The organism is Reyranella massiliensis 521 (assembly GCF_000312425.1).
Classification (GTDB): domain Bacteria; phylum Pseudomonadota; class Alphaproteobacteria; order Reyranellales; family Reyranellaceae; genus Reyranella; species Reyranella massiliensis.
The window spans coordinates 2,950,729-2,964,593 of record NZ_HE997181.1; the positions used below are offsets into that span (position 1 = coordinate 2,950,729).

Genomic DNA, 13,865 nt, shown 5'->3' on the forward strand with positions numbered 1-13,865 from the left:
AGTCGCGCTCGAAGAGATAGAGGCAGCCTCCCTGGCTGTCGGCAAACACCTGGATCTCGATGTGGCGCGGCCGCGTGAGATACTTCTCGACCAGCACATGGTCGTCGGCGAAGGCGGCCTTCGCTTCGCGCTTAGCGCCCGCCAGCGCGTCGGCAAACTTGTCGGCGCTCTCGACCACGCGCATGCCCTTGCCGCCGCCGCCGGCCGACGCCTTGATCAGCACGGGAAAGCCGATGCGGCCTGCTTCTTTGGCCAGCAGCTCGGGAGACTGGTCGTCGCCGTGATAGCCCGGCACCAGCGGCACCTTGGCCTTCTCCATGATCTTCTTGGCCTCGCTCTTGGAGCCCATGGCGCGGATGGCGGCGGGCGGCGGGCCAATGAAGACGATGCCGGCCTTGGCGCAGGTATCAGCAAAGCCGGCATTCTCCGACAGGAAGCCGTAACCGGGATGGATGGCCTGCGCGCCCGTCCGCTTGGCCGCGTCGATGATCTTCTCGGCGACGAGGTAGCTCTCGCGGGCGGCCGACGGGCCGATATGCACGGCCTCGTCAGCCATCGCGACGTGCCGGGCATTGCGGTCGGCATCGGAATAGACGGCTACCGTCTTGATGCCGAGCCGGCGCGCCGTCTTGATGACACGGCAGGCGATCTCGCCACGGTTGGCGATCAGGATCTTGGAAAACATCAGGCAGCCCACCTCGGCTTACGCTTGTTCAGGAAGGCGCTCATGCCCTCGATCGCTTCTACGGTCATGCATTGCGCGGCAACATGCTCGCCGATCAGGTCGGCGACCCGCGCGTCGTGCGTCATGCCGTCGATCTCGGTGACGAGCTGCTTGACCAGCGTCTGTACCGACGGCGCCCCGCGCTTCAGCTCCCCAGCCAGTTCCGCCACGGTGGCATCGAGCGCATCGGCATCCACCACCTGGTCGACCAGGCCGATCCGCAAGGCCGTCGCGGCGTCGAAGATCCCGCCATGCATCAGAAGCTGGCGCGCCTTGCGCGGCCCCACCGCCTGGATCAACACCGGAATGGCGATACCGGCCAGCAGGCCGTTGCGCGCCGAGGTCAAGCCGAAGCGGGCCGTGGACGAGGCCACGGCAAAATCGCAGGCCAGCATCAGGCCGACACCGCCGCCCACCGCTGCGCCCTGCACGCGGGCAATCGACGGCTTGGGAAAATCGTAGACCGCCTGCACCGCGCCCATCATGGCATCGGCACCGACCCGCCGAGTGATGGCGTCGAGTTCGGGCCAGGTCAGCACCCAGTTGAAGTCGCCGCCGGCCGAGAAGGCTGGCCCCTCGCCGGCAACGACCAGCACGCGCACGGTCTCGTCGGCCGCGAACGCTTCGAGGGTGTCAATGATGATGCGGGCGGTGTCGCCGTCGAAGGAGTTCATTTCCTTCGGCCGGTTGAGGGTGAGCGTCGCCACGCCTCCTTCGACCTTGGTCAGGATGGAAGACGTCATGGTCCGCATCACATCCGGAAGACGCCGAACTTCGTCTGACCGATCGGCTGGTTCATCGCCGCCGAGAGCCCCAGCGCCAGCGCCATGCGGGTGTCGGCCGGATCGAGGATGCCGTCGTCCCACAGCCGCGCCGTGGCGTAGTAGGGATGGCCCTCGCGCTCGTACTGGTCGCGGATCGGCTGCTTGAACTTCTCTTCTTCGTCCTTCGACCAGGCGCCGCCCTTGGCCTCGATATTGTCGCGGCGCACCGTTGCGAGCACGCTGGCGGCCTGCTCGCCGCCCATGACCGAGATGCGCGCACTAGGCCACATCCAGAGGAAGCGCGGGCTGTAGGCGCGGCCGCACATGCCGTAGTTGCCCGCGCCATAGCTGCCGCCGACGATCACCGTGAACTTCGGCACGTTCACGGTCGAAACCGCCGTCACCATCTTGGCGCCGTCACGAGCGATGCCGCCCGCTTCGTACTTGCGGCCGACCATGAAGCCCGTGATGTTCTGCAGGAAGAGCAGCGGAATGCCGCGCTGGCCGCACAGTTCGATGAAGTGCGCGGCCTTCAACGCCGATTCGTTGAACAGGATGCCGTTGTTGGCGACGATGCCGATCGGATAGCCCCAGATGCGGGCGAAGCCGGTCACGAGCGTCGTGCCGTAGAGGTGCTTGAACTCGTCGAGCTCGCTGCCGTCGACCAGGCGCGCAATGACCTCGCGCATGTCGTAGGGCGTGCGGCTGTCCGGCGGCACCACGCCGTAAAGCTCATCGGCGGCATAGAGCGGATCGCGCGGCGGCAGCAGCGATGCCGAGGGGTTCTTCTTCCAGTTGAGATTGGCCACGATGCGCCGCGCCATGCCCAGCGCATGGCTGTCGTTCTGGGCATAGTGGTCGGCGACGCCCGAGGTGCGGGCATGGACGTCGGCGCCGCCGAGATCCTCGGCGCTCACCACCTCGCCGATCGCGGCCTTCACGAGCGGCGGGCCGGCCAGGAAGATCGTGCCCTGCTTGCGCACGATGATGGTCTCGTCGCTCATCGCCGGCACGTAGGCGCCGCCGGCCGTGCAGGAGCCCATCACGACGGCGATCTGCGGGATGCCCTGCGCCGACATGTTGGCCTGATTGTAGAAGATGCGGCCGAAGTGGGTCTTGTCCGGAAAGACCTCGGGCCATTGCGGCAGGTTGGCGCCGCCTGAATCGACCATATAGATGCAGGGAAGCCGGTTCTCCATCGCCACTTCCTGGGCGCGGAGATGTTTCTTCACCGTCATCGGATAGTAGGTGCCGCCCTTCACGGTGGCGTCGTTGCAGACGATCACGCATTCGACGCCGCTGACGCGGCCGATGCCGGTGATCACGCCCGCTCCGGGCGCTTCGTTGTCATACATGTCGAGCGCCGCCAGCGGCGACAGTTCGAGAAACGGCGAACCGGGATCGAGCAGCGCCCGCACCCGCTCACGGGGCAGCAGCTTGCCGCGTGCCACATGGCGTTTGCGCGAGTCCTCACCACCCCCCAGGCGGATCCGGTCGGTGCGCTGGCGCAAATCCGAGAGCTGTGCGCGCATCGCCTCGGCATTGCGCTTGAAGGTGTCGGAACGGGTGTCGATCTGGGAAGAAAGTACAGTCATGTCCGAGCAAAACTGCCCGGACCGGCGGCCCCGTGCAAGCGAGCGCTTATGCTCGTTTAGGGCTGCTGCGGGTTCGGCAGGCGGGACATGACCCGCCAACTCGCGGACTGCTGGACGAAAGCCCGCTGATTGGCGAGGGCCGCGCCGAAATCAGGATCGCGTTCGGCCTGCTCCTTCAGCACGATTTCGGTGTTCTTGCGAAAGGCGGCCAGCACATCTGCCGACCATTCGCGGATCACGACGCCCGACGCCTTGAGCTTTTCCATCGCGATGGCCTGCACATTGGGCGAGCGGCCCAGCATCCAGGCGATATTTGCCCGGCAAGCGGTTTCTATCTGCACCCGCAACGCCGCCGGCAGCGCCGCCCATTTGTCCTTGCGCATCAGGAAATCGAGCACGGCCGAGGGCTGCTGCCAGCCCGGCATGTAGTAAGGCAGGCCGAGCTTGTCGAAGCCCAGGGCGGCGTCCATGGCGGGCGTCGACATCTCGCCGCCATCCACGACGCCTTGCTGCAACTTGTAAAAGAACTCGCCCGGCGGCAGCGGGACCGGCACGGCGCCCATGCGGGCAATCACTTCTGCAGCCATCTTGCCATAGCGCAGACGCTGGCCCTTGAAGTCGGCCACCGTGTTGACGTCGCTGCGGAACCAGCCGCCACCCTTGGGACCCTGGATCCCGCACGGAATGCCGGCAATGCCCAGCTTCTCGTAGGCCTCGCGGTGGATGCGGCTGCCGTCGCCCTCCAGCATCCACGAGGTCATGTCCTCCGGGCCGGGGCCGAACGGCACCGTGGCGAAGACCCCGAATACCGGCGCCTTGGCGGCGGCATAGCCTGACCAGGTGAAGGCGGCCTCGAGGTCGCCATTCTGCAGGGCATCGACCATATCGGCAGTTGGCGTCACCCGCCCCGGCTCGATGATCTTGATGGCCAGGGCCCCGCCCGACATGTGTTTGACAGTACGTGTGAAGACGCGAACGCCATCGCCGGAGCCTGGAAGCGCCGGGCTGAAGGCTGTCTGCATTTGGATGACGCGCCCATATTCGCCAGTTTTTCCAGGCGGTTGGGCTTTATCCTGGGCGACAAAAAGTCCCGCCGCCGCAACCAGCACTGCGGCGAGGCCAATGACTTTCACTAAGTTACGGCGCACGACCGACCATCCGTCGCCCGGCTCTCCCAGCTCCCCCGACCGCTTCTGCGGCCTTATTCACACACCCGATAAGCTTTGCACGCGTCGGGGCCAGGAACAAGGAAAAGACGGGCCTTACAAAGAACCCAATCCGCGGCCGATCAGGATGCGCTGAACGTCGCTGGTACCCTCGTAGATCTGGCAGACGCGAACATCCCGCCAGATCTTCTCCACAAGGTAGTCGGAAACGTACCCGTAGCCGCCGTGGATCTGAATGGCGGCCGAGCACACCTCCTCGGCCATTTCTGAAGCATATAGCTTGGCCATTGCGGCTTCGGTGAGGCATGGGCGCCCAGCGGCACGCAACGTTGCCGCATGCAGAACCATCTGCCGGGCGACGGTCACCTTGGTCGCCATGTCGGCCAGCCGGAACTGCACCGCCTGATGGTTGGCGATCGCCGTGCCGAAGGCTACACGCTCGTTGGCGTAGTTGCGTGCGGCCTCGAACGCCGCCCGCGCCATGCCGACGGCCTGGGCGGCGATACCGATGCGGCCGGCCTCCAGATTGGCCAGCGCAATGCGATAGCCCTCGCCTTCCGCGCCGAGCAGAGCATCGGCCCCGACCATGCAATTCTCGAAGGCGATCTGACAGGTGTCGGACGATTTCTGACCGAGCTTCTTTTCCACCGAGGCGACGCGATAGCCGGCCGTCTTGGTTGGCACGATGAAACAGGAGATGCCGCGCTTGGGCGCCGCCGGATCGGTCACGGCAAAGACCAGCGCGACATCGGCGGTACGGCCCGAGGTGATGAACTGCTTCACACCGTTCAGCACCCAGCCGTTGCCGCGGCGTTCGGCGCGCGTCTTGAGATTGGAGGCGTCAGAACCGGCGTGCGGCTCGGTCAGGCAAAAGGCGCCCAACATCTCGCCGCGGGCCAGCGGCTTCAGCCAGCGCTCCTTCTGCTCGGGCGAACCGTAGGCCTGCAGCGCCGCGCAGTCGGGAGAGTTGTTGACGCTCATCACCGTCGACAGGCCGCCGTCTGCCGCTGCGATCTCCTCCAACGCCAAGACGTAGGAGACCATGTCGGAGCCGGCACCGCCCCATTCCTCCGGCACACACATGCCCATGAAGCCCATGCGGCCCATCTCGGCGAGAAGCGCACGTGGGATCTCGCCCGCAGCCTCCCAGGCGCGGACATTGGGCAGCACCTGCTCCTGCGCAAAGGCGCGGGCAGTGTCGCGGATCAGGGTCTGTTCTTCGCTGAGCAGCATCGGCTTCCGCCCGGGTTACCAGTCGATCGCGCTGCCATCGTAATTGATGAACCGGCCATTGTCGGCGGGCTTCAGCCCGTCGATCACTTTCACCATGGACGGCACGCTCTCGGCGATGGTGAGCGTGGCCTGCGCGCCGCCCATGTCGGTCTGCACCCAGCCGGGATGCAGCACCACGCAGGTCACGCCTTTTGCCGCCACATCGCGCGCGACGCAGCTCCATTCCATGTTCAACGCTGTCTTGCTGGCGCGGTAGGCGTAGCTGCCGCCGCCATTGTTCGCGATGCTGCCCATGCGGCTCGAAATGGCCACCAGCTTGCGATCCTTCGACCGCGCGACGTGATCGACGAAGGCTCCCGCCATCATCAACGGCGCCAGGGCATTTACCTCAAAAACTTCGCGCCATGTCGCCGGGTCGATCTCGCCTAGAGCCGAGGCTCTTCCTGCAGAGATGCCGGCGTTGCAGATCAGCACGTCGATCGGCTCGCCCGACAGCTTCTCCGCCAGAGCCTTGACCGCCGCGTAGTCGGTGACTTCGAGCTTGTGGGCGTGGATGTCGCCCTCGACGTCCTTCAACGCTTCAGGCTTGCGGGCACAGGCGTGGATCTTCCAGCCCTTGGCTGCGTATTGCTTCACGAAGTCGAGGCCAAGGCCACGCGCGGCGCCGGTGATCAGAACGGTACTCATGCGGGGACTCTCCTTCGGAGGTTCAGCGGCGGGTTGACATCAACCGCGCGCGCTGGCGTTGCCAATCACGATCCTTGATGGACTGGCGCTTGTCGTGCGCCTGCTTGCCGGTGACGAGGGCAATCTCGATCTTGGCGCGGCCGCGCGGATTGAAATAGACCTGCAGCGGCACGACGGTACGGCCTTCGCGCTGGATGGCGCCGATCAGCTTGTTGATCTGCTTGCGATGCAGCAGCAGCTTCCGCGGCCGCCGCGGCTCGTGGTTGAAACGATTGCCGGAGGCGTAGACCGGGATGTTGGCGTTGACCAGCCAGGCCTCGCCGCCTTCTTCCGTCACATAGGACTCGGCGATCGTACTGCGCCCGCCGCGCAGCGACTTCACTTCGGTGCCGGTCAGAGCAAGGCCGGCCTCGAAGGTTTCCTCGATGAAGTAGTTGTGCCGCGCCTTGCGGTTCTGGGCCACAACGGTGCGGTCCAGTTCCGGTTTCTTGGCCACAGGACGCTCGTGCTATCGGGACTCTGGAGATCGGCTAGTTGATCAGGCCGGCGTGGATCATCGCCTCGCGCACCTGCTTCTTGGTCGCCTCGGTGCATTCGACGAGAGGCAGACGCATCTTGGCGGCCGACTGCCCCAGCAGCTCGGCACCGTACTTCACCGGGCCCGGGCTGGTCTCGACGAACAGCGCCTTGTGCAGCGGCATCAGCCGGTCCTGGATCTCGAACACCTTGTCGAGGTCGCGCTTCTTCCAGGCATCGTGCATGTCGCCGCACAGGCGCGGCGCGATGTTGGCCGTCACCGAGATGCAGCCATCGCCGCCCTGCGCCAGGAAGCCGACGGCGCTCGCATCCTCGCCGGAAAGCTGGATAAAGCCCTTCTTGGCCTTGAGCTTGGTCAGGGTCGGCCGCGCCATGTCGTAGCTGGCGTCCTTGATGCCGATGATGTTCGGGACCTGCGACAGGCGCACCACGGTGTCGACCTGCATGTCGCCGCCGGTCCGCGGCGGTACGTTGTAGAGCAGGATCGGAATATCGACGGCTTCGGCCACCGCCTTGAAATGCTGGAACAGGCCTTCCTGGGTCGGCTTGTTGTAGTAGGGCACGACCAGCATGGCGGCGTCGGCGCCGGCCTGCTTGGCGTGGCGAGTGAGTTCGATCGCCTCGTCGGTCGAGTTCGAGCCGGTGCCGGCGATCACCGGAACGCCGGTGCCCTTGGCAGTCTGGATGCAGATGTCGATGACCCGCTTGTGCTCTTCCATGGAGAGCGTGGGCGATTCGCCGGTCGTGCCGCACGGGACCAGCCCGTCGGTGCCCTCGGCGATCTGCCAGGCCACGAACTTCTCGAATCCCTTCTCGTCCACCGACCCGTTCTTGAACGGCGTGATCAGCGCGACGAGCGACCCGGTGAACATGGCTTCCTCCGATTTTGCCTTGATAAATTCACTCTAAGCCCCGGGTTAGGCCCCCGCAAGGTGAGCAACTTGCCATTGTGATGCCCCAACTCCCTGCCTACGATTCCTGGGTGAAGAAGAACAAGTCCTCCCTCCTCCTGCTGGCTCTTCTGACAGCAACGCCTGCTCTGGCTTCCATGGCCAGCGCGCAGAATTTGCGTGACCAGGGCAGCGATCAGCCCGTCTCCGGCGCCCCCAACACCGGCCTGCGGCGCGTACCGACCGACCATGGCAGCACGCCTCCGTCGGTTCCGGCGCCGGCAACCCCCACCGCCCCTGCGCCGATCTCCCGGCAAGCCGCACCGCCGCAGGTCGAAAGCAGCGATGTCGCCCAGGCTGCGACGCCGGCCAAGCCGCTGAGCCCGGCCGAGGCTGCGGCCTTCACCGCCGCTCTCAAGGCCATCGACGAGAACCGTTGGAGCGATGCGCGCGCGGCGGTTGCCAATTTCCGCCAGCCTCTGCTCGACCGTTACATCACCTGGAGCATCCTGCGCGCCGCTCCCAAGACCGATGCCGATTTCGCTTCGACCTGGCGCTTCCTGCGGGAGAATGGCGACTGGCCGGAGCCCGAAGTGCTGCGCCGCCAGGCCGAGGAGCGGATCGCGGCGGAAACACCTGCACAGGAAATCGTCCGCTACTTCACCGCCTTCCCGCCGCTCACCAGCAACGGCCACATGCGCCGTCTCGAAGCCGCACAGGCCGCGAGCCCCAACGACGTGACCAAGTTTGCGCGTGACACTTGGCAGAATGCGACCCTGCGCAATTCGGACGAGAACGACTTCCTCAACCGCTACGCCCAGCTCCTGACCGGGCCCGACCATATCGCACGCTTCGACCGCATTCTGCGCAGCGGTCGCGTCGAGGTGGCGCGCGAGCTTCTGTCGAAGCTGCCGCCGGATTATCAGCCGGTTGCCAGCGCGCGGCTCGCGATGGCAACGCGGGCGGCCGATGCGGCAAAGCTCCTGCGCAACGTGTCAGCCGCAAAGCTCAACGAGCCCACGCTGCGACTGGAGCGCGTGCAGTGGCTGCGGCGCACCGGCAATCTCGACGAGGCCAAGGCGGCGTTTGCCGGCCCCACCACCAATCTGCCCGACGCCTGGTGGAACGAGCGCAATCAACTCGCGCGCGATCTGCTGACAGCGAACCGGCCTGCCGATGCCTACGCGGTCGCGTCGGGCCATAGCCTCACCAAGGGCGTCGCTTTCGCCGATGCGGAGTTTCTCGCGGGCTGGGTAGCGCTCCGCCAGCTCAAGAAGCCGGCCGACGCGGTGAAGCATTTCCAGAAGCTGCATGACGGCGTCACGACCGACATTTCCAAGAGCCGCGGCGCCTACTGGCTCGCCCGCGCGCACGAAGCCGCCGGCCGCGCCAAGGAGGCGGGCAACTGGTACGCCCGCGCCGCGGGCTACGGCCAGACCTTCTACGGCCAGCTTGCCGCGCGCAAGGCAGCGGCCGGCAGCACGAAGCTGCCCAGCGATCCGGTCGCGACAGCCACAGAACGCCAGTCGCTCGACGGGCGCGACCTTGCCACGATGGCGCGCTATCTCGGCCAGGCGGGCGACTTCGAGCGTACGCCGCCCTTCCTGCTGCAGCTCGCCCGGCTGGTGAAGGCACCGGGTGAAACCGCGCTGCTGGCCCAGCTCGCCCTCGACCTGAAGCGTCCGGATGTCGGCCTGACCATCGCCCGTCGCGCGCCGCAGAACGGCGTGACCTTGTTCGATGCAGCCTTCCCCGTGGTCGATCTCGGTGCCACCGGCTCGGTCGAGCGCGCCCTCGCCCTGGCGCTGACGCGGCAGGAGAGTTCGTTCAACGCTGCCGCCGTCTCGTCCTCCGGCGCCCTCGGCCTGATGCAGCTCCTGCCCGGCACAGCCCGCGACGTCGCCGGCCGGCTCGGCGTGCCCTTCATCCAGGACAGGCTGACGCGCGATCCCGCCTACAACGTCCAGCTCGGCAGTCAGTATCTCGCGGAGATGCTTCAACGCTTCGGCGGCTCCTACGAGATTGCGCTCGCCGCCTACAATGCGGGTCCCAACCGCGTCGCGCGCTGGATGGAGTCCATGGGTGATCCGCGCACCAGCAAGATCGATATGGTCGACTGGATCGAGAGCATCCCCTTCCGCGAGACGCGCGACTACGTTCAGCGCATCATGGAAGGTACTACCGTCTACCGCGATCGCCTGAACGGCCAGGTCCGCACCGTGCCGCCGGCGCTGGGCCGCTCCTAGCGCAAACGCTTCAACGCCGCGTCAGGCAACGGCCCCTTCTCGACCGCCGCGATGGCGGCTTCGAGATGGTCGAGGGTCGAATAGCCGATCAGCATCGTCGACACGGCGGGATGGGAGATGACGAAGCGCTCGCCGAGTTCGGTCAGGCTGCCCGCCACGCCTTCGCGCACCAGCGGTTCCAGCCCTTTGGCACGCGCAACATCGGAGGCGAAGTCGGGTGCCGAGCCAATCGGCGGCACGTCCTGCATGGCAAGCGGATGACGGTCCGTCGTGCCGCTCAACGCACCGCCGGCCAGGGCGCGGATGACGATGGTGCCCGCGTCGGCAGCCTTCGCCTTGTCGAGCAGACGGCCATAGTCGAGCCCTGGCGTGCCGGCCGGCATTGGTCCGCCGGCGCTGGGATTGAGCGCGTTATAGACGACCTGCACCGTGTCGAAGAGCTTCGAGTCGACGGCACGCAGCAATGCCGCCGGTTCGCCGACACCGCTGAAGCCGATGAAGCGTGTCTTGCCGGACGCCTTAAGCTTCTCCATCGCGGGCACGACCTGCTCCAAGGCAATGTCCACCGCGAGTTTGTCGCCGGCGTCCTGAGCCGCCAGCGGATTGTGAAGCTGGAAGAGATCGACATGGTCTCGCCCCAGGCGCTTCAGACTCTCTTCCATGCCGCGCACGATGGCGCCCGCCACGTCCTTTCGATGCTCGGCGCCAAGACGCACTTTGGTACCGACCACGACATTGGCTTTCAGCGCCTTCAGGGCGCGGCCCAGATTGCGCTCCGATTCGCCGTTGCCGTAGATCGCCGCTGTATCGAAATAGTTGATGCCGGCTTCGATCGCGCGCGCCATCGCGCGTTCCTGGTCGGCGGCAGCGCCCTTGGTGAACAGGCCGCCAACCGCGCCGGCGCCATAACCCAGAACGGAGACCTGGAGGCCGGTGCGTCCGAGACGCCGCCTTTGCATCAGGACTCACCCTCGATGCGGACCTTGCCCGCTTCGTTGTCCACGACAACATGATTGTCGTAGTAGGTCACGGTCGGCGTCGCACCGAAGGCGGCCGCCATGCGCTTCTCCCACTCCGGCGTGTACCAGGCGCGGGCCGCGGCCTCGGATTCCCAGAGATAGACGCCGCCACCGCCTGCATCGCCGTTGAGGTAGTATTTCTTCAGAAGCCCCTTGGCACCGAGCGCCGTATAGGTTGGGGCGGATTTGCGCGCGGCATCGACGACGGCGTCGCGCGGACGCTTGCTCATGGGGATTTGAACGATGGCGATAAACATGCGAGTGAGCCTACGTCCATTCACCTCCGGAGAGCAATGATGGGCGCCGACCTTGCCGGCATCGAGATCTGCGTCTTCGATGCCTACGGCACCTTGTTCGATTTCAACTCGGCCGTGGCCCGCCATCGCGGCGCGATCGGACCGTCCGCCGAGGCACTCTCGGAGATGTGGCGGACCAAGCAGATCCAGTACACTTGGCTGCGCAACAGCATGGGCACCTATGCCAAGTTCTGGCAGGTCACGGGCGAGGCCCTCGATCATTGCCTGGCCGCGCACCGCATCAGCAACGCCGCCGTGCGCGAGAAACTGATGGGCGCCTACCTGGCGCTCGCCCCCTTTCCGGAGGTCCCCGGCATGCTCGCCTGCCTGAAGCGCGGCGGCATGCGGATGGCGATCCTGTCGAACGGCAATCCCGAGATGCTCGATCCGATGGTGGCGGCATCCGGCCAGGCCGATGCCTTCGAAGCCGTCCTGAGCGTCGACGAGGTCGGCATCTTCAAGCCCGACCCGCGCGTCTATCGGCTGGTCGAGGCGCGTTGCGGCGTGCCTCCAGCAAAGGTCTGCTTTCTCTCCTCGAATTGCTGGGATGCCCACGGTGCGGCGCAGTTCGGCTTTCGCGCCGTGTGGGTGAACCGGACGGGTGCGCCCAACGACAATCTGCCCGGTGCCCTCGCGGGAGAAATCCGCGATCTTTCCGAGCTTCCCGACCTGATAGGTGTTCCGCGATGAGTTCGTTGCCGACCTTTGCCGATGTTCAAGCCGCTGCCCGCCGCCTCGACGGAGTGACGATCCGCACGCCGCTGCTCGAGAACGAGCGGGTCAACCGCGCGTTGGGCGGCCGGCTCTTCATCAAGGCGGAGTGCCTGCAACGGACCGGCTCGTTCAAGCTGCGCGGCGCCTACAACTTCCTGGCCGCCATGAGCGAGGCCGACCGCGCCAAGGGCGTCGTCGGCTGGTCGTCGGGCAATCATGCGCAGGGCCTCGCCGAAGCGGCCAGGCTGCTGGGCGTGAAGGCAACGATCGTGATGCCGTCCGACGCACCGGCCCTCAAGGTCGCCAATACCAAAGCCAGCGGCGCGGAAGTGATCCTCTACGATCGCGTCAAGGACAGCCGCGAGGAGATCGGCCAGGGCATCGCCGCCAGGACCGGCGCCACCATCGTGCCGCCCTACGACCATCCCTGGATCCTGACCGGCCAGGGCACCGCGGGCATCGAGATCGCCGAGCAGGCCAAGGCGCTGGGGGTCACGCTCGATGCTGTGGCCGCGCCCTGCTCGGGTGGCGGCCTCGCGACCGGCGTCGCGCTCGGGGTCAAGGGCATCAGCCCAACGACGTCGGTGCATGCCGGCGAACCGGCGGGCTTCGACGACCTGGCGCGCTCGCTGGCCACCGGCACCAAGCAGAGGAACGCGAAACTGTCGGGCTCGATCTGCGACGCCCTGCTGGCGCCGACGCCGGGTGACGTCACTTTCCCGCTCGCCCAGAAAGTGCTGGGGCCGGGCCTTGTCGTCAGCGACGACGAGGTGCTCGACGCGATGGAACTGGCCTTCCGCGAGTTCAAGCTCGTGGTCGAACCCGGTGGCGCCGTGGCGCTGGCGGCGGCACTCACGGGCAAGCTGCCGGTCAAAGGCCGCGCCGTCGCGGTCGTCTGCTCCGGCGGCAATGTCGATCACGAGACCTTCAAGCGAGCTCTCGGCCGCGCCAAGGCATGACCCTGTCGCGGCGCGCCCGCCGCGAGTGGCGGTTCTTCCTCTGGTTCAGCGTCGCGAGCGCCGTCATCAGCGCCTATTTCGGATATGCGGTCGGGGCGGAGGACGAGTCGGCGATAAGGGGGGCATGGCACGGCGTCCTCGCTTCGCTGCTGATCGCCACGCCGATCACTTTCACCGAAGTCCGCGGCCGCCGCATCGCTCTGTTGCGCCGCCTGCGGCGCCTGCCGTGGGCGGCATTCTTCACCATCAAGGCGCTGTTCTACGTCGTCGTCATCGTCGGCGGACTGTTGATCATGCGCGTGCTGACGCACGCTCCGGACGAGGATCCCTTCGCCCTCACGCCGGCCTTTCGTGGTTCGATCGCCTTCGGCGTCGCGATGTCGTTGTTCGCCAACCTGATCGTCGAGACGGGCGGTTTGCTCGGCTTCTCGACCTTGAAGAACATACTGACCGGCCGCTACGTACATCCGCGACGGGAACGAAGGGCGTTTCTGTTGATCGACATGCGCGACTCGACGGGTCTTGCCGAGTCGCTGGGCTCTATCCGCTTCCACGAGTTGCTCAACAGCTTCTTTCGCGACATCGCCGAAGCGGCGTTCGAGAGCGAAGCGGAAATCCACAAGTACGTCGGCGACGAGGCGATCCTGACCTGGCCGATCGATACGGCGCTGGCCGAGGGCGAGTGCCTCGCCTGTCCCTTCCTGGCCCGCGACCTGATTGCCCGCAATGCCGAGCACTATCGCCAGCGCTATGGCGTCGTCCCGACGTTCCGCGCCGCGCTTCATTGCGGCGAGATCGTCGCCGGCGAGATCGGCGACGTGCGGCGCGAGATCGCCTATGTCGGCGACACGCTGAACGTCGCCGCCCGACTGCTGGACGCGGCGAAAGCCCTGGGGCACGACACCCTCGTCTCGCAGGACCTGCTGCAAATCGTCGAGCTGCCGGCCGGGCTCAAGGCCACACCGCTGCCGACCCTGGCCATTCGCGGCCGGACGGCACCCCTCCGTATCTCGGCGCTATCGCGCGTCGACTAAA

The 13,865-nt window shown here is 66.4% G+C and carries 14 protein-coding genes; 4 read left to right on the plus strand and 10 right to left on the minus strand.

Features of this window, described 5'->3' with window-relative positions; genetic code table 11:
* From BN60_RS14495 to dapA, 8 genes are all read right to left on the minus strand, one after another.
* Positions 1-685 (minus strand): biotin carboxylase N-terminal domain-containing protein (locus BN60_RS14495; protein ID WP_281015331.1); only part of this gene is annotated, 685 nt, incomplete at its 3' end.
* The gene (locus tag BN60_RS14500) at positions 685-1,467 is read right to left on the minus strand and encodes an enoyl-CoA hydratase/isomerase family protein (protein ID WP_043285651.1); all 783 of its coding nucleotides are present in this window, start codon (positions 1,465-1,467) and stop codon (positions 685-687) included. The genes BN60_RS14495 and BN60_RS14500, both read right to left, overlap by 1 nt.
* 8 nt (positions 1,468-1,475) lie before the next feature.
* Positions 1,476-3,083, minus strand: a complete 1,608-nt coding sequence (locus tag BN60_RS14505; RefSeq protein ID WP_020696809.1) for a carboxyl transferase domain-containing protein — start codon at positions 3,081-3,083, stop codon at positions 1,476-1,478.
* A 56-nt stretch (positions 3,084-3,139) separates the two neighbouring features.
* On the minus strand, positions 3,140-4,105 hold the full coding sequence (locus BN60_RS14510) for a TRAP transporter substrate-binding protein (RefSeq protein WP_020696810.1): 966 nt from the start codon (positions 4,103-4,105) through the stop codon (positions 3,140-3,142).
* 240 nt (positions 4,106-4,345) lie between these two features.
* Positions 4,346-5,482 carry an acyl-CoA dehydrogenase family protein gene (locus tag BN60_RS14515; RefSeq protein ID WP_020696811.1) on the minus strand — a complete coding sequence of 379 codons (1,137 nt, stop codon included), beginning with the start codon at positions 5,480-5,482 and terminating at the stop codon, positions 4,346-4,348.
* Positions 5,483-5,497: 15 nt separating this feature from the next.
* Positions 5,498-6,169, minus strand: a complete 672-nt coding sequence (locus tag BN60_RS14520; protein WP_020696812.1) for an SDR family oxidoreductase — start codon at positions 6,167-6,169, stop codon at positions 5,498-5,500.
* 22 nt (positions 6,170-6,191) lie between these two features.
* Positions 6,192-6,665 carry an SsrA-binding protein SmpB gene (gene smpB, locus BN60_RS14525; protein ID WP_020696813.1) on the minus strand — a complete coding sequence of 158 codons (474 nt, stop codon included), beginning with the start codon at positions 6,663-6,665 and terminating at the stop codon, positions 6,192-6,194.
* A 34-nt stretch (positions 6,666-6,699) separates the two neighbouring features.
* Positions 6,700-7,578, minus strand: coding sequence for a 4-hydroxy-tetrahydrodipicolinate synthase (gene dapA, locus BN60_RS14530; RefSeq protein ID WP_020696814.1), 879 nt, complete (start codon positions 7,576-7,578; stop codon positions 6,700-6,702).
* Positions 7,579-7,658: 80 nt separating this feature from the next.
* On the opposite strand from dapA, the gene BN60_RS14535 reads away from it, so the two are divergent.
* Positions 7,659-9,842: a lytic transglycosylase domain-containing protein gene (locus tag BN60_RS14535; RefSeq protein WP_020696815.1), complete on the plus strand. Its 2,184-nt coding sequence runs from the start codon at positions 7,659-7,661 to the stop codon at positions 9,840-9,842.
* Here BN60_RS14535 and BN60_RS14540 read toward each other — a convergent pair.
* Together BN60_RS14540 and BN60_RS14545 are read right to left on the minus strand one after the other, a co-directional pair.
* Entirely contained in the window at positions 9,839-10,801 is a 963-nt protein-coding gene (locus BN60_RS14540) for an aldo/keto reductase (RefSeq protein WP_020696816.1), read from the minus strand. The two genes, BN60_RS14535 and BN60_RS14540, sit on opposite strands and share 4 nt — an antisense overlap.
* Positions 10,801-11,091 carry a hypothetical protein gene (locus BN60_RS14545; RefSeq protein WP_043285654.1) on the minus strand — a complete coding sequence of 97 codons (291 nt, stop codon included), beginning with the start codon at positions 11,089-11,091 and terminating at the stop codon, positions 10,801-10,803. The genes BN60_RS14540 and BN60_RS14545 overlap by 1 nt, the downstream gene beginning before the upstream one ends.
* 63 nt (positions 11,092-11,154) lie before the next feature.
* Between BN60_RS14545 and BN60_RS14550 the strand changes: the two genes are divergently transcribed.
* The 3 genes from BN60_RS14550 to BN60_RS28965 are packed head-to-tail and all read left to right on the plus strand — an operon-like array spanning position 11,155 to position 13,864.
* On the plus strand, positions 11,155-11,847 hold the full coding sequence (locus tag BN60_RS14550) for a haloacid dehalogenase type II (RefSeq protein ID WP_020696818.1): 693 nt from the start codon (positions 11,155-11,157) through the stop codon (positions 11,845-11,847).
* Positions 11,844-12,830 (plus strand): threonine ammonia-lyase, encoded by a 987-nt coding sequence (locus BN60_RS14555; RefSeq protein ID WP_020696819.1) that lies wholly within the window; start codon positions 11,844-11,846, stop codon positions 12,828-12,830. Before BN60_RS14550 ends, BN60_RS14555 begins: the two co-directional genes overlap by 4 nt.
* The gene (locus tag BN60_RS28965; protein ID WP_020696820.1) at positions 12,827-13,864 is read left to right on the plus strand and encodes an adenylate/guanylate cyclase domain-containing protein; all 1,038 of its coding nucleotides are present in this window, start codon (positions 12,827-12,829) and stop codon (positions 13,862-13,864) included. Before BN60_RS14555 ends, BN60_RS28965 begins: the two co-directional genes overlap by 4 nt.
* Position 13,865 lies beyond the last annotated feature (1 nt).

Excerpts from the sequence above, each read along its gene's own strand:
- BN60_RS14500 (WP_043285651.1), bottom strand. The coding sequence starts at position 1,467 with ATGACGTCTTCCATCCTGACCAAGGTCGAAGGAGGCGTGGCGACGCTC.
- dapA (WP_020696814.1), bottom strand. The coding sequence starts at position 7,578 with ATGTTCACCGGGTCGCTCGTCGCGCTGATCACGCCGTTCAAGAACGGG.
- BN60_RS14505 (WP_020696809.1), bottom strand. The coding sequence starts at position 3,083 with ATGACTGTACTTTCTTCCCAGATCGACACCCGTTCCGACACCTTCAAG.
- BN60_RS14540 (WP_020696816.1), bottom strand. The coding sequence starts at position 10,801 with ATGCAAAGGCGGCGTCTCGGACGCACCGGCCTCCAGGTCTCCGTTCTG.
- BN60_RS14510 (WP_020696810.1), bottom strand. The coding sequence starts at position 4,105 with ATGCAGACAGCCTTCAGCCCGGCGCTTCCAGGCTCCGGCGATGGCGTT.
- BN60_RS14535 (WP_020696815.1), top strand. The coding sequence starts at position 7,659 with ATGCCCCAACTCCCTGCCTACGATTCCTGGGTGAAGAAGAACAAGTCC.
- BN60_RS14555 (WP_020696819.1), top strand. The coding sequence starts at position 11,844 with ATGAGTTCGTTGCCGACCTTTGCCGATGTTCAAGCCGCTGCCCGCCGC.
- BN60_RS14545 (WP_043285654.1), bottom strand. The coding sequence starts at position 11,091 with ATGAGCAAGCGTCCGCGCGACGCCGTCGTCGATGCCGCGCGCAAATCC.
- BN60_RS14520 (WP_020696812.1), bottom strand. The coding sequence starts at position 6,169 with ATGAGTACCGTTCTGATCACCGGCGCCGCGCGTGGCCTTGGCCTCGAC.
- BN60_RS14515 (WP_020696811.1), bottom strand. The coding sequence starts at position 5,482 with ATGCTGCTCAGCGAAGAACAGACCCTGATCCGCGACACTGCCCGCGCC.
- BN60_RS28965 (WP_020696820.1), top strand. The coding sequence starts at position 12,827 with ATGACCCTGTCGCGGCGCGCCCGCCGCGAGTGGCGGTTCTTCCTCTGG.
- BN60_RS14550 (WP_020696818.1), top strand. The coding sequence starts at position 11,155 with ATGATGGGCGCCGACCTTGCCGGCATCGAGATCTGCGTCTTCGATGCC.